This window comes from Nocardioides sp., from assembly GCF_051876515.1.
In the GTDB taxonomy this organism is placed as follows: Bacteria; Actinomycetota; Actinomycetes; order Propionibacteriales; family Nocardioidaceae; genus Nocardioides.
On the sequence record NZ_JBJEHY010000048.1, the window covers coordinates 1 to 16,473 of the forward strand.

The following is a 16,473-nucleotide window of genomic DNA, read 5'->3' on the forward strand; positions in this document are numbered from 1 at the left end:
AGGTCATGATCCGCGGCACCTTCGCCAACATCCGCCTGCGCAACCAGATCGCGCCCGGCACCGAGGGCGGCTTCACCCGCGACTTCACCCAGGCCGACGGCCCGGTGACCTTCGTGTACGACGCCTCGGTCAACTACCAGGCCGCCGGCACCCCGCTGGTCGTCCTGGCGGGCAAGGAGTACGGTTCCGGCTCCTCGCGCGACTGGGCCGCCAAGGGCACCTCGCTCCTGGGCGTCAAGGTCGTCATCGCCGAGTCGTACGAGCGCATCCACCGCTCGAACCTCATCGGCATGGGCGTCATCCCGCTGCAGTTCCCGGCCGGCGAGAACGCCGACAGCCTGGGCCTGACCGGCGAGGAGACCTTCGCGATCTCCGGCATCACCGAGCTCAACGAGGGCCGCACGCCCAAGACGGTCAAGGTCACCGCGACCAAGGCCGACGGCTCGGTCGTCGAGTTCGACGGCGTCGTCCGCATCGACACCCCCGGTGAGGCGAACTACTACCGCAACGGCGGCATCATGCAGTACGTGCTGCGCAACCTGCTCAAGGGCTGACGCACACACTCCGCGCGAGCGGCTGCCGGGACTCCCGGCGGCCGCTCGTCGGCATTTCTCGAGAAAGTTGTCCCGAGGCCCGAACCTTTGCCGTCCGGCCGGCGTACTGGGTGGTGAGATCGACCCGGAGGGGAGCCATGGACACGCTCGAGGATCGGCTGCGCACGTTGGGAACACCAGGCCCCGCGGTCGCTGTGCCGCCCGGTGAGGAGCTGTGGCAGCGCGGACGCCGCTGGTCGCGTCGCCGACGGCTCGGGTCGGCGGCCACCGTGCTCTGCGTGCTCGCGATGGTCGCGGGCCTGGGCGTGTGGAGCTGGGACCGTTCCCGGCCGGCCGAGGTGCTGCCCGCCGACGACCAGGCTGAGGTCTTCCTGCCCCAGCAGATCCACCGGATGTCGGGCTGGCTCGACGAGCTGCCGCCCGGTCGGGTGGTGGCGGTCAACGCCGGCATCGAGCGCCAGGGCATCTTTGGTTCACGGCCCGGGGTTGCCGCGATCTCAGCCACCACCGGTGCGTACGGCTTCATCGACGTGCCGGAGCACTCGACGGGGTACGCGCTCTCGCCCGACGGGAGGCGGTTGGCGTACTGGGTACCTGGGGAGACCAGGAAGGAGCCGCGGAGACTCGACGGGCCACCATCGGAGGCGTCGAGGTGCGCGAGCTGGAGACAGGCCGCGTCGTCGAGCTGCCGATCGAGTCCGACCACGGGGTGTGGGGCGGCGACCTGACCTGGGTGGGGAACGGGCGCCTCGTCGCATTGAACAGCCAGTGGATTGCGGGCGCTTCGGGGCCGGTGAAGGATCAGGGAACCGGCAAGCGCCATGACCCTTTGCTGTGGACGGTGGGTGCGGAGACCTGGGATCGATGGCTGCTGCCCGGCGTGGAGGCTCCTGACGGCTTCTCGGCGGTCTGGGGGACTCCTACGTCAACCTGCGGAACCGGGGTGGGACCCTGGTGGACCTCGCGACCTGGACGGTGCGACGGGTCGACGTCACCAGTAACGACGCCGGTCGGACTGGCTTCCACTCCCCGACCCTGATCGGCCCCGACGGCTGGGTCGCCCAGGTGGATGACGTCAACGGCCGATCTTCGAACAGGGCGAGGGTGATGGTCTCCGGGGAGCTCGACCCGACCGCGAGGCGAGGCAGCTTCGGCTGGACGCCGGTGCCGAAGACTGGTCAGACGTGGGGAGTGCTCGCCTGGCGCGAGGGGAGGATCGTCGTGGCAACGCGGTCGACCCTCGCCACGCAGGGCCGGCTGCGGGTCGTCGACCCCCTGACGGGAGCGAGTTCCGACCTCGTCGCTTCTCCTGAGTCCGTCGACGGCGAGGAGGCCGACGGGAACAGCCTGCCGAACTGGGCGTTCGCACGCGACCTGCTCGAGACGGCGCCCACCCGTCCGGGCATCGAGCCGCCGTCGCCGCTCGACCCCCGCCTGGTCGCGGGCGGCGTCGCCGGGGCTCTCGTGCTGGGCGCGTACGTCCTGTGGAGGCTGCGCCGTGTCTGACCATGAGGAGTTCACCCTTTTCGTGGCCGCCCGCTACCCGGCGCTGCTGCGCACGGCCCGCCTGCTCGTCCGCTCCGAGCACGAGGCGGAGGACCTGGTCCAGGAGAGCCTGGCCCGGTGCGTTCCGGCCTGGTCGCGGATCGCCGGGGACCCGGAGGCGTACGTCCGTACCGTGATGGTGCGGCAGAACATCTCGCGGTGGCGGCGTACGCGTCGGATCGCCGAGCACCCGACCGAGACAGTGCCGGACCAGGGCGCCCTCGACCCCGACGCCGCGGAACGGGACCGCCTGCTGCGCGCGCTGGCCCAACTGGCTCCGCGGCAACGGGCCTGCGTCGTGCTGCGCCACGTGGAGGACCGCTCGGAGCGGGAGGTGGCCCTGACGTTGGGGTGCAGCGTCGGCGCGGTGAAGTCCCAGACCCACGCGGGTCTGGCCCGGCTGCGGCGGCTGCTCGCGGACGACGACGAGGCCCCCACCGTGACGGTGGAGGCCTCGAGGCTGGTGCCGTGAGCGGGGGTCCCTGACCGGCTCACTTCACCTCGGCGCGCAGAGCCCGCCAGGTACCCAGGGCGATCGGGACGACCAGCCAGATCAGGCCGCTGACCCCGAGGTACGCCCAGTCCTTGGCGACCAGGTCCTGGTCGAACAGGTAGGTCTGGTTGTACTGGAAGTTGATCCAGCGCTCGACGTCGGCGAACCACTGCTGGTTCTGCGCCAGCAGGAAGAACAGGTTGCCCAGGACGAACCAGTAGACGAAGTACGACACGATGGCGCCGGGGGAGTTGCGGATCACCAGACCCAGCATCAGGCCGATCAGCATGCCCAGCACGTTGGCGAGCACGATCTTCGACAGGTCGGCGACGTTGGTCTCCCAGATGGAGTCGATGCCGTACGCCAGCGCCCCGAGCAGGTTGGTCAGGGCCCCGATCCCCATGGCGACCACCATGGACACCACGCCGACGAGGACGGTGTTGACGCCCTTGGCCAGCAGGATCCGGCCGCGGTGCGGCACCAGGGTGAACGTGGTCAGGCCTGTGCGCTGTGACCACTCGCTGGTCACCGACAGGATGGCGATCACGGGCAGCAGGATCGCCATCGGGATGCCGATCGCCGACGACATGTTGGCGTACGTGACGTCGTCCTTGCCGCCGAAGAGGAGGACGGCGCCGCTCGCGATGACGCTGAGCAGCACCACACCGGCCATCAGCCAGAAGCCGGAACGGGTGTCGAACATCTTGCGGAGCTCGACGGCGACGATCCGCGTGAACGGGATCGGGCGGTGCGTACGGCGGGCGCCGTCGGCGGCCCGGACGTGGGTGGCCCCGGGCGCGGGTGCCGTGGTGACGGTGCTCATGCTGCTGCTCCTTCTCGCTGCGTGTCTGCGGTGAGCTGGAGGAACATCTCCTCCAGGCCCGCGCCCTCGGCGGCGCGGAGCTCGGTGAGGGCGACTCCCGCACCGAGGGCGATCTGGCCGACCGCGTCGGGCTGGGCCTCGGCGCGCAGGGCGTCGGGTCCCGAGGCGTGCACGGTGATGCCGGCCCCGGCCAGGGCCGCGCCGAGGCTGGCGACGTCGGCCGTACGGACCAGGGTGCCTGCGGTCTCCAGGAGCTCCTGCTTGGTGCCCTGGGCGACGATCCGGCCGTTGCCGATGACCACCAGGTCGTCGGCGATGACCTCGATCTCGTGCAGCAGGTGCGAGCTCAGCAGCACCGTGCCGCCGCGGTTGGCGTAGTCGCGCAGCAGGTCGCGCATCCACCGGATGCCGGCCGGGTCGAGGCCGTTGGCGGGCTCGTCGAGGACCAGCACGTGCGGGTCACCGATCAGGGCGGTGGCGATCCCGAGACGCTGGCGCATGCCGAGCGAGTAGTTGCGGACCCGGCGCCCTGCCTCGGTGGGGGTGAGGCTGACCCGGGCGAGCATGTCGTCCACGGAGCCGCGCGGCATCCCCATCGTGCGGGCGGCCAGGGTGAGCACCTCGCGGCCGGTACGGCCGGCGTGCTGGGCGGAGGCGTCCAGCAGGACGCCGATCTCGCGGCCCGGGTTGGGCAGGTCGGCGTAGTGCCGGCCGTCGATCGTGGCGGAGCCGCGGTCGGGGTGGGTGAGGCCGACCATGATCCGCATGGTCGTGGACTTCCCGGCGCCGTTGGGGCCGAGGAATCCGGTGACCCGTCCCGGAAGGGCACGGAACGAGACGTCGTCGACGGCGGTGAAGGCGCCGTACCGCTTGCTCAGGTTCTGGACTTCGATCATGGGTACAACCCTCGTCGCGCTGGCGGCGCGGCGACATCGGGTGCGACCCGCCCTCACCCCCGGTGTGACCCTGAGGTCGTCTCAGGGTCGGACCCCGGGGCGGCGTCCGTAGGGTGTGCGCATGCGTGCCGTCCCTGACACCTTCGACCCCCATGTCGTCTCCCTGATCGACGCCCGGCTGGCGCAGATCGAGGTGGACCACGGTGTCCGGGTGCTGTGGGCCATCGAGTCCGGGAGCAGGGCGTGGGGCTTCGCCTCGCCGGACAGCGACTACGACTGCCGGTTCCTGTACGTCCGCCCGCGCGAGGCGTACCTGGACCTGTGGCCCGGTCGCGACGTCATCGAGACGCCCCTGGAGGGGCTGTTGGACGTCAACGGGTGGGACCTCGCGAAGGCCGTGCGCCTCGCCGTGGCAGGCAACGCCACGGTCGCGGAGTGGTTGCGCTCGCCCTGGATATACCGGGGGGAGCAGGAGTTCCGCGACGCGTTGCTGGAACTGGTCGGCGACGTCGCCGACCGTGCCCGGCTGCGCCGGCACTACCTGCACGTCGGCCGGGACCAGTGGTCCCTGGCAGGTGACGGGGACGGGGTGCGCCTCAAGAAGGTGTTCTACGCCGTACGGCCGGCCCTGACCCTCACGTGGCTCGACGCTCACACAGGTGTCCCTCCGATGGACGTGGACTCGCTGCTCGACCAGGTGGAGCTGACCCAGGACGTACGTGCCGAGATCGACGAGCTGCGGGCGCTGAAGGCCGTGACTCGCGAGCTGGGGACGGCGTCGGTCCCGCCGCACCTCGCGGCTTGGGTGGCCGAGGTGCTCGGGGCGGTGGAGGACGAGATCGATGCTGCGCCGAGCGAGGTGCGTACCCGGGCCAACGAGGGGTTCCTCTCCCTCCTGGGGCGCTGGGCTCCTGCCTGAAGCTGGGGCCCGGACGTCAGGCGTTCGGGGCCACGTCCCCGGTCCGTACCGCCACCCACGCCAGCAGCGGCGTCAGCAGGGCCGCCACCTCCTGACCGGCGGCGGTCAGGCTGTAGTCGACGCGAGGCGGCATGACCGGCTGCTGGTCGCGGTGGACCAGCCCGTCGGCCTCGAGGGTCTTGAGGGTCTGGGCGAGCATCTTCTCGCTGATGCCCTCGGCCCGGCGGCGCAGCTCGCTCCACCGGTGCGGCCGTTCCGCCAGGGAGACCAGGACGAGCACGCCCCACTTGCTGACCACGTGGTCCAGCAGGGTGCGGCTGGCGCACGCCGCGGGGAAGACGCCGCCGGGGTAGAGGATCGCGAGGTCTTCCTGGGCGCCGGTGGTACTCATACGTCGACCTTACTTCAAAGTGCGTACGGTCGATCGGGAACGTACTTCCCGGAAGTGGGGTTCAACTGGGTGACACCCACCCGAAAGGATCTCTCTCATGACCATTGCCATCACCGGAGCCACCGGACAGCTGGGACGCCTGGTCGTCTCCGCGCTGATCTCCCGGGGTGCGGTCCCGTCCGACCTCGTCGCGGTGGGGCGCAACCCGAAGAAGCTGGCCGAGCTCGCGAGCGCCACCGGCGTGCGGACCCGGGTGGCCGACTACGGCGACCCGGCCGCGCTGCGCACCGCCTTCGAGGGCGTCGACCGTCTGCTGCTCATCTCCGGCAACGAGGTCGGGCAGCGTGTCGAGGGGCACCGCAACGTCGTCGCCGCCGCCCGTGAGGCCGGGGTCGCGTTCATCGCCTACACGAGCATCGCCAACGTCGAGAAGAGTGGGATGGGGCTCGCTGCCGAGCACCTCGCCACCGAGCAGGCCGTCGCCGCGTCGGGCATCCCGCACACCTACCTGCGCAACGGCTGGTACATCGAGAACTACACCGACCAGCTCGACACCCAGCTCACCCACGGCGCCGTGCTGAGCGCCGCCGGGGACGGTCAGGTCAGCGCGGCCACCCGGGCCGACTTCGCCGAGGCGGCCGCCGCGGTCCTGCTGTCCGACGACCCGGCCGAGGCGTACGAGCTCGGCGGTGCACCCTTCACGATCGACGAGTACGCCGCCACCGTCACCGACGTGACCGGCACCCCGGTGGCGCACCAGGCCCTGAGCGCGGAGGCGTACGGCGGGGCGCTGACCGGCGCCGGCCTGCCCGCGCCGGTGGTCGACATGCTGGTCGACTCCGACCTGGGCCTGGCCCGTGGTGACCTGCTGGTCGCCGGGAACGACCTGGCGGGTCTGATCGGGCACCCGGCCACCCCGCTGGCCGACGCGGTCCGCGCCGCCCGGGCCTGATCGGCGCCGGTGGCTCGCTGGACTAGGTTGGGCTCATGATCGTCGCCTTCTCGATCTCACCCCTGTCCAGCGAGCCCGACGGCTCCGTCACCGCCGCCGTCGCGGAGGCCGTACGCGTGGTCCGCGAGTCCGGCCTGCCCAACGAGACCAACGCGATGTTCACGAACATCGAGGGGGAGTGGGACGAGGTGATGGCCGTCGTGAAGGCGGCCGTCGACGCCGTCGCCGCCGTCTCCCCGCGGGTCGGTCTCGTGCTCAAGGCCGACATCCGGCCCGGGTACACCGGCCAGCTGAGCGCCAAGGTGCAGCGGATCGAGGACGCGCTCGGCTGACGTCTCCTGTGCTCAGGGGCATCGCCCGTCATGCGTGAGGGGTGCTCGCCGCGCACCCGTGCCAGCATGGGGCCATGGACAGTGAACTGATCCACGTCCGCACCGGATCCACGGAGCGCGTCCTCGACCTCACCGCCCGCGTCGCGACGTGGGTGGAGGGTCGCGGGGACGGGCTCGTGCACGTGTTCGTGCCCCACGCCACCGCCGGGATCGCGATCATCGAGACCGGCGCGGGATCCGACGACGACCTGCTGGCCGCGCTCGGGGACCTGCTGCCGGCCGACGACCGGTGGCGCCACGCCCACGGCTCGCGCGGCCACGGGCGCTCGCACGTCATGCCGGCGATCGTGCCGCCGTACGCGTCGGTGCCGGTCCTCGACGGGAGGCTCGCGCTCGGTACGTGGCAGAGCATCTGCCTGGTCGACCTCAACCTCGACAACCCGGACCGCGAGATCCGACTCTCCTTCCTGAGGGGCTGAGCGCATGGACGTACGGCTGGTCTCACCCAGCGACCGCGACGGCGTCGAGCGGGTGGTGCTCGACGCGTTCGGGGAGGAGGGGCGCCCGATCGTGACCGTTCTGGACCACCTGCGTGCCCGTGAGGACGTGCGGGCCGAGCTGGTCGCCGAGGACGAGGGGTCAGTCGTCGGGTACGTCGCACTGTCGCGTGCGTGGCTCGACGCACGCGAACGACTCGTCGACGTGCTCGTGCTCTCGCCACTCGCGGTGCTCCCGGACCGTCAGCGGCAGGGGATCGGTGCGGAGCTGCTCGCCGCTGCCTGCCGAGCGGGGGAGACGCTCGGCGCGCCGTTGGTCTTCCTCGAGGGCGACCCCCGCTACTACTCCCGGCTGGGCTGGGAGGCCAGCGCCGGGCACGGCATCGAACGGCCCTCGGCCCGGATCCCTGAGCCTGCGTGCCAGCTGGTGCTGCTGGGGGCGTACGAGAGCTGGATGACGGGACGCCTGGTCTACCCCGACGCGTGGTGGCGCCTCGACCTCGTCGGCCTGCGCGACCCGCTGCTGGCCGAGTTGGAGGGTGGCGCCGGCGCCGTGGGCTGACTCGGGTGTGGTGCGCGGGGTCGATGTAGGGAAGTCCGTCATGTTGTAGGGGTTGCAACGGCCACAACGTGACGAAGTCCCCGCCTGAGCGGGGACTCCTGAGGCTCGTGGGACTCCGCGAACATCGAACAGATGTTCGAATATACTGGGTCGGTGTCAGCGTACGTCCCACCCGGCTGGCCCGGTCAGGTCCGTCCTCCCGACGCGCCCGACTGGGAGGTCACCGCAGCCAACTGGCTGCTCGACATCTGCCCGCCCGAGTACCGGCGGTACTCCGGCCTGCGCCGGCACGTGGTGGTGCTGGCCCGGTTCGCGGTGCTGCACGTCGAGGCCGACCAGGCAGCCGTGCGACGCGGGCTGAGCGAGGCGCGCGGGGACCTCAAGGACGTCGCCAGCCAGGCCGTCGTGGAGGCGGCGGTCCAGACGTTCCTGATCGAGGACGCCCGGCTGGGGAGCCTGCGGCGTGCGGTCGGACTGGTCGAGGACGCGCTGCGAGGGCGCAGGTACGTGGCGAGGCTGTGAGCCGTCCCGTTACCTTCACCCCATGGTTGCCTTCGCCTGCGTCGCCGTCGTGGACCCGCGCGGACGCGTGCTCATGCAGGAGCGCGACGAGCACGCACGCGTCTGGCCGGACCGGTGGGGACTGCCCGGCGGCAACGTCGAGGCGGGGGAGAACGGCCTCGACTGCGCGGTGCGCGAGCTGCGCGAGGAGACCGGGTTGGAGGTCGCGCCCGACGACCTGGTCAGCCTGGGGGAGCGGGACGTCCCGCTCGGACCCGGCCGGCACGAGCGGTGGGAGCTGTTCGCCGTACGCTCCGACGTCTCGGACGACGACGTGGCCTGCCACGAGGGCCGCCAGATGGTCTTCATCGAGCCCGACGCCTGGCCCGCGCTCGACACCACCCCCGCGGTGGACCAGGTCGCCGACCTCCTGCGCGGCTGGATCGACGCCCACCCGCCCGCCCTCGGCACGCGACGCTTCGCCGGTGTCCTGCTCACCGACCCCGCCGAACGGCTGCTGCTCCAGGAGCGCGACGAGCACCCCGCCATCGACCCCGAACGCTGGGGCCTTCCCGGTGGGCACGTCGACCCCGGCGAGACCTACGCCGACGCCGCGGTCCGCGAGCTGGAGGAGGAGACCGGCGTACGACTCCCCGACGGAGCCCTGCGCCTGTGGCGGGAGTTCGTCGTGGACCACCGTGCCGCCCACGGCACCTGGGACCCCATGCAGGTCTTCGTCGCCGAGGTCGACCTCACCGACGACGACATCGACTGCCGCGAGGGACGCCAGATCGTCTTCGTCGACCGGGGCCGGGCCCGCCTGCTCGCGCTGACCAGCGCGGCCGCGCAGATCGTCCCCGCCTTCCTCGACCGGGCCGAGGGCGGCGCTGGGACCGCTCCGTAGGCTCGGCGCCATGAGCATCCCCACCGCACCCCTCGTCGCCGTCGGCCTCGTCGGCGGCTACGCCACCGCCCGCTACACCAAGAAGCGTGAGCTGGGCGGCCTCGTTCTCGCCGCCGCCGGCGCCGCTGCCGCCAAGGGCTGGTCCGGGTCGGTCGGCGCCGGTGGCGCGACCGCCCTCACCGCGCTCTACCTGGGCGCCTTCGGCGGCTCGCACCCGTTGGCCAAGAAGATCGGCGCCTGGCCCGCCGTCGGCGTCGTCACCGCCGTCGCCGCAGGTGCGGCCGCGGTCGCCGACCTCAAGGGTCGCTGAGCCGACCGTACGAACGCCCCGGGGCCGGCGTCCCGGGGCGTTGTCGTACCCGCCCGTCCCCGCGCGTACGCTGCGTCGGTGAGCACGGCTGAACGACGCAGGTGGACGGCCGACACGCGGCCACTGGCCAACGACCACTTCCGCCGCCTGTGGCTGGCCAACATCGTCACCGTCATCGGGGCCCAGCTCACCGTGGTCGTCGTCCCGGCCCAGATCTACTCGATCACCGGATCCTCGGCGTACGTCGGCCTGACCGGCGTCTTCGGCCTCGTGCCGCTCGTGGTCTTCGGCCTGTGGGGCGGGGCGCTCGCCGACCACTTCGACCGGCGCACGCTGCTCATGGTCACCACCGTCGGCCTGATCGGCACGAGCGCCGTGCTGTTCTGGCAGGCGGCGGCAGGCAACGAGGACGTGTGGCTCCTGCTCACCGTCTTCGCCGTGCAGCAGGCGTTCTTCGCCGTCAACCAACCCACCCGCAGCGCCCTGCTGCCGCGCATCATCGACGACGAGCTCCTCCCTGCGGCGAACTCGCTCAACATGACCGTGATGATGGCCGGCGCCATCGCCGGGCCCCTGGTGGGCGGGATGCTGATCCCTGTCCTCGGGTACGCCTGGCTGTACCTCGTCGACACCGTCACCCTGTTCGCGACCCTGTGGGCGGTCGTCAAGCTGCCCCGTCTCCCGGTCATGGGCGTGACCGGAGGGACGCCGGGGCTGCGCTCGGTCGTCGAGGGGTTCGCGTACCTGCGCCACCACCCGGTGCTGATGATGTCGTTCGTCGTCGACATCATCGCGATGCTGTTCGGGATGCCGCGCGCCCTGTTCCCGCAGATCGCGCACGAGACCTTCTCCGGGCCGGCCGAGGGCGGCATCGTGTTCGCGCTGCTGTTCGCGGGCATTCCGGCCGGTGCGGTGCTGGGCGGCGTGTTCAGCGGGTGGGTCTCCCGGGTGACGCGGCAGGGCCGCGCGGTCGTGCTCGCGATCCTCGCCTGGGGGGCCGCGATGACCGGCTTCGGTCTGGCCGTGGCCGGCGCGGACGCGGTTCCCGACGCGCACAGGTTCTGGCTCGTCCTGGCGCTCGCGATGCTGGTGGTCGGTGGGGCCGCGGACATGGCCTCCGCGGCGTTCCGTACGACGATGCTGCAGAGCGCCGCCTCCGACGAGGTCCGCGGGCGGCTCCAGGGGATCTTCATCGTCGTGGTGGCCGGCGGTCCCCGGATCGCCGACGTCACCCACGGCGCGGCGGCCGCGAGCGTCGGGACCGCGGTGGCGGCGTCCGGGGGCGGCGTGCTGGTGATGGTGCTGACCGTCGTGGTCGTCGTGGCGGTGCCGGTCTTCTGGCGCTACCGCACCGCGGCGTCCACCTGAACGACCCGGGACAGGCCCGCTGGGCTACCGGTGAGTTCCGGTGTTCGACCACCGATGAAATAGACTCGCCGGCATGGCGCTTCTCGACTCGATCACGACCCCGCGCGACCTCCGGCCTCTCTCGCCGGAGCAGATGGACGGTCTCGCCGAGGAGATCCGGGACCTGATGATCCGTACGGTGGCCACCAACTCCGGCCACCTCGGCCCCAACCTGGGCGTCGTCGAGCTGACGCTGGCCATCCACCGCGTCTTCGACTCCCCGCGTGACCGTGTCGTCTTCGACACCGGCCACCAGTCGTACGTCCACAAGCTCGTCACCGGGCGCGCCGCCCAGTTCGACTCCCTGCGCAAGGAGGGTGGCCTGTCCGGCTACCCGAGCCAGGCCGAGTCCGAGCACGACATCGTCGAGAACTCCCACGCCTCCACCGCCCTGTCGTACGCCGACGGGCTGGCCAAGGCGTACGCGATCCGTGGCGAGGACCGGCACACGGTCGCCGTCATCGGCGACGGGGCGCTCACCGGCGGCATGGCCTGGGAGGCGCTGAACAACATCGCCATCGCCAAGGACTCCAAGCTCGTCATCGTCGTCAACGACAACGAGCGCTCGTACACGCCGACCATCGGCGGTCTGGCCACCGCGCTGACCCGCCTGCGCACCAACCCCCGCTACGAGCAGATCCTCGACGTGGTCAAGAAGCGCCTCAACGCCGTGCCCGGGGTGGGCGGTGCCGCGTACGACGCGCTGCACGCCATGAAGAAGGGCATGAAGGACGCGCTGGCCCCGCAGGGCCTCTTCGAGGACCTGGGTCTGAAGTACGTCGGTCCCGTCGACGGACACGACCGCGTCAAGATGGAGGAGGCACTGGCGGCCGCGAAGGGCTTCGGCGGCCCCGTCATCGTCCACGCGATCACGCAGAAGGGCCACGGGTACGACCCGGCCCTGCGCCACGAGGCCGACCAGTTCCACGCGCCCGGCCCCTTCGACGTGCAGACCGGCCAGGAGAAGCCCAAGGGCAAGATCTGGACCGACCACTTCTCCGAGGCGATCGTGAAGGTCGGGGAGCGACGCCCCGACGTGGTCGCGATGACCGCGGCGATGATGCACCCCGTCGGCCTCGACGCCTTCCAGCAGCGCTGGCCCGAGCGGACCATCGACGTCGGCATCGCCGAGCAGCACGCCACCACGTCGGCCGCCGGCCTGGCGATGGGGGGCCTGCACCCCGTCTTCGCCGTGTACGCGACCTTCCTCAACCGGGCCTTCGACCAGGTGCTGATGGACGTGGCGCTGCACAAGTGCGGCGTGACCTTCGTCCTCGACCGCTCCGGTGTCACCGGCGACGACGGTGCGAGCCACAACGGCATGTGGGACATGTCGATCCTGCAGGTCGTGCCCGGTCTGCGCCTCGCGGCCCCGCGCGACGTCACCCGCCTGCGTGAGCTGCTCGACGAGGCCGTCGAGGTCACCGACGCACCCACCGTGGTGCGCTTCCCCAAGGGCCCGCCGCCCGAGGACATCCCCGCCGTCGGCAAGGCCGGCGGTGCCGACGTCCTGGTGCGCGAGGGCGACAAGGACGTGCTGGTCGTGGCGGTCGGGTCGATGGCCGAGGTGGCCGTCGACGTGGCCGCGCGTCTGCGCTCGGAGGGCGTCGGGGTCACCGTCGTCGACCCCCGCTGGGTCAAGCCCGTCGACCCCGCGATCGTCGAGCTGGCCCGCGAGCACCGTCTCGTGGTCAGCGTCGAGGACAACGGTCGCGTCGGCGGCGTGGGGGCGACGCTCCTGCAGACCCTCAACGACGCCGGGGTGCGTACGCCGTTCCAGCTCCACGCCATCCCGCAGGAGTTCCTCGACCACGCCAAGCGTGGCGTGATCCTGTCGCGCATCGGTCTGGACGCGCAGACGCTGGCGCGCACTGCGCTCGAGGGCATCGCCGCCCTCGACGGGGTCCAGCACTTCGCGGACGCGGACGGTCGCTGAGTCCAGCCGCCGGGTCCTGCGACCCCTCACGTACGGGCCTGCGCCCCTGTGCAGCCTCCGCGCGCGCCCCTAGTCTGGGGTCGTGAGCGAGCTCGTGAAGACCACCACCGCCGACCAGCCCGACGTGGAGGACCTCGCCGGGGAAGAACTCGTCGACGCCCTCTCGGAGAAGTCGCAGGCGTGGCGCGAGGGCTACCCGTACGACGCCAAGATGACGCGCTCGGAGTACGAGCGCACCAAGCGGGCCCTGCAGATCGAGCTGCTCAAGCTCCAGGCGTGGGTCAAGGCGACCGACCAGAAGATCGCGATCCTCTTCGAGGGCCGTGACGCGGCCGGCAAGGGCGGCGCGATCAAGCGCTTCACCGAGCACCTCAACCCGCGCGGCGCCCGCGTCGTGGCCCTGGCGGTGCCGACCGAGGCCGAGAAGAGCCAGTGGTACTTCCAGCGCTACGTCGCCCACCTGCCCAGCGCCGGGGAGATCGTGCTCTTCGACCGCTCCTGGTACAACCGGGCCGGCGTCGAGCGGGTCATGGGATTCTGCACGCCCGACCAGTACCGCGAGTTCCTGCGGTCCACGCCGGAGTTCGAGCGCATGCTCGTCGACTCGGGGATCACGCTGGTCAAGCTGTGGTTCTCGGTGAGCCAGGGGGAGCAGCAGGCCCGGTTCCAGGCCCGCTCCCTGGACCCGGTCAAGCAGTGGAAGCTGTCGCCCACCGACCGCGCCAGCATCGACAAGTGGGACGCCTACACCCAGGCGAAGGAGGCGATGTTCTTCTACACCGACACCCGCCACTCGCCGTGGACGGTGATCAAGTCCAACGACAAGAAGCGGGCCCGGCTCGAGGCGATGCGGCACGTGCTGGCGCTGTTCGACTACCCCGAGAAGGACCACGAGGTCGTCGGGAAGCCGGACAAGAAGATCGTCGGCAAGGCGAGCAAGATCTTCGAGCTCGGCGAGGACCCGAAGCCGTCGTTCCCGCCGCTGTGAGGCGCTGACGGCGCGCCGTGCCTCTGGCGCCCACGGTGCCGGGGCCCCTAACGTGCTGGAATGAGCCTGTTCCGTACGAAGAGTGTTGAGCAGTCCATCGCCGAGACCGACGAGCCCGGCCACCGCCTCAAGCGCGAGCTCAGCGCGCTCGACCTGACCGTCTTCGGCGTCGGTGTCATCATCGGGGCCGGCATCTTCGTCTACACGGGCACGGTGGCCGCCAGCAACTCCGGCCCGGCCATCGCCATCTCCTTCATCGTGGCCGGTCTCGCGTGCGCGCTCGCGGCGCTGTGCTACGCCGAGTTCGCCTCCACGGTGCCGGTCGCGGGCAGCGCGTACACGTTCTCGTACGCGACCTTCGGCGAACTCGTCGCGTGGATCATCGGCTGGGACCTCGTGCTCGAGTTCACCGTGGGCGCCTCGGCGCTCGCGGTCGGGTTCTCCGGCTACCTGCAGAACCTGCTCGCGGGCACACCGTTGGAGATCCCCACGGCGATCGGCTCGGCCACGGACGGCTGGATCAACCTCCCGGCCGTGCTCATCTCGCTGCTGGTCACCGCCGTCCTCATCCTCGGCGTCAAGCTGTCCAGCCGCGTGAACCAGGTCGTCGTCGCCATCAAGCTCGCGGTCGTCGCCCTGGTCATCGGTCTGGGCGTCACCTACGTCAAGACCTCGAACTACAGCCCGTTCATCCCCGAGCGACAGCCGTCTCCGGCTGGTGAGGGGTCGTTCTGGGACCAGCCGTTGATCACGTCGCTGTTCGGCATGGAGCCGGCCGTCTTCGGTGTCGCCGGCGTCATGGCGGGTGCCGCGGTCGTCTTCTTCGCCTTCATCGGCTTCGACGTGGTCGCGACCGTCGCGGAGGAGACCAAGGATCCGCAGCGCAACGTGCCGATCGGCATTCTCAGCTCGCTGGCGATCGTGACCGGGCTGTACGTCGCGGTCAGTCTGGTGATCACCGGCATGCAGAACTACACCGAGATCGACCCGACCGACTCCGCGCCCCTGGCGACCGCCTTCGACGCGGTCGGGCAGGAGTGGGTGGGCAACGTGATCGCCGTCGGAGCCACCATCGGCCTGACCGTGGTGGTGCTGATCCTCATCCTCGGCCAGACCCGCGTGGCGTTCGCGATGGCCCGCGACGGTCTGCTGCCCCAGGGCTTGGCCAAGGTGCACCCCACGTACGGCACCCCGTACGTCATCACCGCCATCACGGGAGTCGGCGTCGCCGTGCTGTCGGGCTTCCTCGACTTCGAGACCCTCGGGCACTTGGTCAGCATCGGCACCCTGTTCGCCTTCCTGCTGGTCTCGGTCGGCGTCCTCGTGCTGCGCCGCACCCGGCCCGACCTCCCGCGCGCCTTCCGCACCCCTGCGGTGGGTCTGGTGGCCACGCTGTCGGTGCTGCTGTGCTTCTACCTGATGCTGAACCTGGTCGGCGAGACGTGGCTCCGCTTCGGCATCTGGATGCTGATCGGGATCGTCGTCTACTTCGCCTACGGTCGTCGCCACTCGCGCCTGGGCCAGGGGGAGCTCGGCGGCACCCTCGAGCGGGAGCCCGGCGTCGCACCCTGAGTGCACCTACGACGAGGGGGACCGGTCTCGACCGGTCCCCCTCGTGCGTGCCAGCGTGTGGTTCAGCCGTCCATCGGCTCCCCGATGGGCAGCACGAAACCGGCGTCCACCGTCCCGATGCCGACGGCGGCAGCGGAGCACCCGCCACCGACGTCGCAGCGCAGCAGGTCGACCGGCGTGCTCTCCCACGGCTGGTTCAGCCCGAGGCCCAGGTAGGTGTCGGCGTCGAGCCAGCGGTAGCCGATGAAGAAGGAGTACCCCTCGGGCTTGATCGGCTGAGCCAGTCCCGAGGCCACGTCGAAGACGGCGAAGGAGTCAGGTTCGGACTCGCCGAGCACACGTCGACCGTCCGGCGACAGGTCGAGCCCGTTCCAGAGCACGACCTCCTCGCCCTGCCCCAACGCCGGTCCGACGCGGAACGTCAGGGTGCGCGCGCTGCGTGTGGCCGCGTACAGGTGGGCGATCTGCCCGTCCTCGACGTCGACCACCTCCAGGTTGTCGCGCCAGGGCCCCAGGACGGTGGAGGTGTCCGCTGCGAAGTCCCAGGCCACCAGGCCGCGGGCGTCGCGCAGGTACAGGGTCGTGCCGTCGATGGCCTGGACGTCGTTGGTGAACTCGCCGCTGTCGGCGTCACCGTCGAGGGAGACGAGTTCCCCGGTGCCGTGGTCCAGCACGTTCCACGCACCCCGGCCGTCGACCACCGGCGAGCTCCAGGCGGCGTGCGGGCCGTCGGCGACGAGCCGAGGGGCGCGGCGGGCGGTGGTGCCGACCTTGGTGGCGGCGCTGTCGCCGGTGGCGGCCCAGACGTCCCCGGCGGCGTCGCTGTACACGACCCCCCGGGTCGTCTGCACCATCGCAAGGACCTCGGTCGGCACCTCGAACTCGCGGCCG

19 protein-coding genes and 1 pseudogene are annotated in these 16,473 nt (G+C 71.2%); 16 read left to right on the top strand and 4 right to left on the bottom strand.

The features are described from left to right. The 4 genes and pseudogenes from acnA to ACI379_RS03015 all read left to right on the top strand — a co-directional run. A pseudogene (gene acnA / locus ACI379_RS03000) lies at window positions 1-554 on the top strand (aconitate hydratase); the annotation flags it as partial. Window positions 555-691: 137 nt separating this feature from the next. Next, window positions 692-1,282 carry a hypothetical protein gene (locus ACI379_RS03005; protein WP_439790577.1) on the top strand — a complete coding sequence of 197 codons (591 nt, stop codon included), beginning with the start codon at window positions 692-694 and terminating at the stop codon, window positions 1,280-1,282. A 226-nt stretch (window positions 1,283-1,508) separates the two neighbouring features. After that, the gene (locus ACI379_RS03010) at window positions 1,509-2,060 is read left to right on the top strand and encodes a hypothetical protein (protein WP_439790578.1); all 552 of its coding nucleotides are present in this window, start codon (window positions 1,509-1,511) and stop codon (window positions 2,058-2,060) included. Continuing rightward, window positions 2,053-2,571 (top strand): SigE family RNA polymerase sigma factor, encoded by a 519-nt coding sequence (locus tag ACI379_RS03015; RefSeq protein ID WP_439790579.1) that lies wholly within the window; start codon window positions 2,053-2,055, stop codon window positions 2,569-2,571. The genes ACI379_RS03010 and ACI379_RS03015 overlap by 8 nt, the downstream gene beginning before the upstream one ends. Before the next feature lie 19 nt (window positions 2,572-2,590). On the opposite strand, the gene ACI379_RS03020 is transcribed toward ACI379_RS03015, so the two are convergent. Both ACI379_RS03020 and ACI379_RS03025 read right to left on the bottom strand, forming a co-directional pair. After that, window positions 2,591-3,415 carry an ABC transporter permease gene (locus ACI379_RS03020; protein WP_439790580.1) on the bottom strand — a complete coding sequence of 275 codons (825 nt, stop codon included), beginning with the start codon at window positions 3,413-3,415 and terminating at the stop codon, window positions 2,591-2,593. Beyond that, window positions 3,412-4,311 carry an ABC transporter ATP-binding protein gene (locus ACI379_RS03025; protein ID WP_439790581.1) on the bottom strand — a complete coding sequence of 300 codons (900 nt, stop codon included), beginning with the start codon at window positions 4,309-4,311 and terminating at the stop codon, window positions 3,412-3,414. Before ACI379_RS03025 ends, ACI379_RS03020 begins: the two co-directional genes overlap by 4 nt. Window positions 4,312-4,432: 121 nt before the next feature. On the opposite strand from ACI379_RS03025, the gene ACI379_RS03030 reads away from it, so the two are divergent. Continuing rightward, window positions 4,433-5,230, top strand: a complete 798-nt coding sequence (locus tag ACI379_RS03030; protein ID WP_439790583.1) for a nucleotidyltransferase domain-containing protein — start codon at window positions 4,433-4,435, stop codon at window positions 5,228-5,230. Window positions 5,231-5,246: 16 nt separating this feature from the next. Here the strand turns inward: ACI379_RS03030 and ACI379_RS03035 are convergent, their stop codons facing one another. After that, a complete protein-coding gene (locus ACI379_RS03035) occupies window positions 5,247-5,621 on the bottom strand; it encodes a winged helix-turn-helix transcriptional regulator (RefSeq protein ID WP_439790584.1) in 375 nt (124 codons plus the stop codon). A 97-nt stretch (window positions 5,622-5,718) separates the two neighbouring features. Here ACI379_RS03035 and ACI379_RS03040 point away from each other — a divergent pair, with 97 nt between their 5' ends. The 11 genes from ACI379_RS03040 to ACI379_RS03090 all read left to right on the top strand — a co-directional run bounded on the left by ACI379_RS03040 (window position 5,719) and on the right by ACI379_RS03090 (window position 15,582). Further along, entirely contained in the window at window positions 5,719-6,573 is an 855-nt protein-coding gene (locus ACI379_RS03040; protein ID WP_439790585.1) for an NAD(P)H-binding protein, read from the top strand. A 35-nt stretch (window positions 6,574-6,608) separates the two neighbouring features. Continuing rightward, window positions 6,609-6,905 (top strand): thiamine-binding protein, encoded by a 297-nt coding sequence (locus tag ACI379_RS03045; RefSeq protein ID WP_439790586.1) that lies wholly within the window; start codon window positions 6,609-6,611, stop codon window positions 6,903-6,905. 74 nt (window positions 6,906-6,979) lie between these two features. Continuing rightward, window positions 6,980-7,384 (top strand): secondary thiamine-phosphate synthase enzyme YjbQ, encoded by a 405-nt coding sequence (locus ACI379_RS03050; RefSeq protein ID WP_439790587.1) that lies wholly within the window; start codon window positions 6,980-6,982, stop codon window positions 7,382-7,384. 4 nt (window positions 7,385-7,388) lie between these two features. Next, a complete protein-coding gene (locus ACI379_RS03055) occupies window positions 7,389-7,964 on the top strand; it encodes a GNAT family N-acetyltransferase (protein WP_439790588.1) in 576 nt (191 codons plus the stop codon). Window positions 7,965-8,117: 153 nt separating this feature from the next. Next, window positions 8,118-8,486, top strand: coding sequence for a hypothetical protein (locus ACI379_RS03060; RefSeq protein WP_439790589.1), 369 nt, complete (start codon window positions 8,118-8,120; stop codon window positions 8,484-8,486). A gap of 22 nt (window positions 8,487-8,508) precedes the next feature. Beyond that, complete coding sequence (locus ACI379_RS03065; RefSeq protein WP_439790590.1) at window positions 8,509-9,369, top strand: NUDIX domain-containing protein; 861 nt, start codon at window positions 8,509-8,511, stop codon at window positions 9,367-9,369. 10 nt (window positions 9,370-9,379) lie between these two features. After that, window positions 9,380-9,679 carry a hypothetical protein gene (locus ACI379_RS03070; RefSeq protein WP_439790591.1) on the top strand — a complete coding sequence of 100 codons (300 nt, stop codon included), beginning with the start codon at window positions 9,380-9,382 and terminating at the stop codon, window positions 9,677-9,679. A 78-nt stretch (window positions 9,680-9,757) separates the two neighbouring features. Beyond that, window positions 9,758-11,047, top strand: a complete 1,290-nt coding sequence (locus tag ACI379_RS03075) for an MFS transporter (protein ID WP_439790592.1) — start codon at window positions 9,758-9,760, stop codon at window positions 11,045-11,047. Window positions 11,048-11,120: 73 nt separating this feature from the next. Continuing rightward, window positions 11,121-13,022, top strand: coding sequence for a 1-deoxy-D-xylulose-5-phosphate synthase (dxs, locus tag ACI379_RS03080; protein WP_439790593.1), 1,902 nt, complete (start codon window positions 11,121-11,123; stop codon window positions 13,020-13,022). A gap of 82 nt (window positions 13,023-13,104) precedes the next feature. Then, the gene (gene ppk2, locus ACI379_RS03085; RefSeq protein WP_439790594.1) at window positions 13,105-14,010 is read left to right on the top strand and encodes a polyphosphate kinase 2; all 906 of its coding nucleotides are present in this window, start codon (window positions 13,105-13,107) and stop codon (window positions 14,008-14,010) included. 60 nt (window positions 14,011-14,070) lie between these two features. After that, on the top strand, window positions 14,071-15,582 hold the full coding sequence (locus ACI379_RS03090; RefSeq protein WP_439790595.1) for an amino acid permease: 1,512 nt from the start codon (window positions 14,071-14,073) through the stop codon (window positions 15,580-15,582). A gap of 62 nt (window positions 15,583-15,644) precedes the next feature. Here the strand turns inward: ACI379_RS03090 and ACI379_RS03095 are convergent. Further along, window positions 15,645-16,473: hypothetical protein (locus tag ACI379_RS03095; protein WP_439790596.1), on the bottom strand; the 829-nt coding region annotated here is incomplete at its 5' end.

Coding starts and splice junctions, on each gene's coding strand:
- ACI379_RS03005 (WP_439790577.1), top strand. CDS start 692: ATGGACACGCTCGAGGATCGGCTGCGCACGTTGGGAACACCAGGCCCC.
- ACI379_RS03020 (WP_439790580.1), bottom strand. CDS start 3,415: ATGAGCACCGTCACCACGGCACCCGCGCCCGGGGCCACCCACGTCCGG.
- ACI379_RS03025 (WP_439790581.1), bottom strand. CDS start 4,311: ATGATCGAAGTCCAGAACCTGAGCAAGCGGTACGGCGCCTTCACCGCC.
- ACI379_RS03030 (WP_439790583.1), top strand. CDS start 4,433: ATGCGTGCCGTCCCTGACACCTTCGACCCCCATGTCGTCTCCCTGATC.
- ACI379_RS03035 (WP_439790584.1), bottom strand. CDS start 5,621: ATGAGTACCACCGGCGCCCAGGAAGACCTCGCGATCCTCTACCCCGGC.
- ACI379_RS03040 (WP_439790585.1), top strand. CDS start 5,719: ATGACCATTGCCATCACCGGAGCCACCGGACAGCTGGGACGCCTGGTC.
- ACI379_RS03045 (WP_439790586.1), top strand. CDS start 6,609: ATGATCGTCGCCTTCTCGATCTCACCCCTGTCCAGCGAGCCCGACGGC.
- ACI379_RS03050 (WP_439790587.1), top strand. CDS start 6,980: ATGGACAGTGAACTGATCCACGTCCGCACCGGATCCACGGAGCGCGTC.
- ACI379_RS03055 (WP_439790588.1), top strand. CDS start 7,389: ATGGACGTACGGCTGGTCTCACCCAGCGACCGCGACGGCGTCGAGCGG.
- ACI379_RS03065 (WP_439790590.1), top strand. CDS start 8,509: ATGGTTGCCTTCGCCTGCGTCGCCGTCGTGGACCCGCGCGGACGCGTG.
- ACI379_RS03070 (WP_439790591.1), top strand. CDS start 9,380: ATGAGCATCCCCACCGCACCCCTCGTCGCCGTCGGCCTCGTCGGCGGC.
- dxs (WP_439790593.1), top strand. CDS start 11,121: ATGGCGCTTCTCGACTCGATCACGACCCCGCGCGACCTCCGGCCTCTC.
- ACI379_RS03090 (WP_439790595.1), top strand. CDS start 14,071: ATGAGCCTGTTCCGTACGAAGAGTGTTGAGCAGTCCATCGCCGAGACC.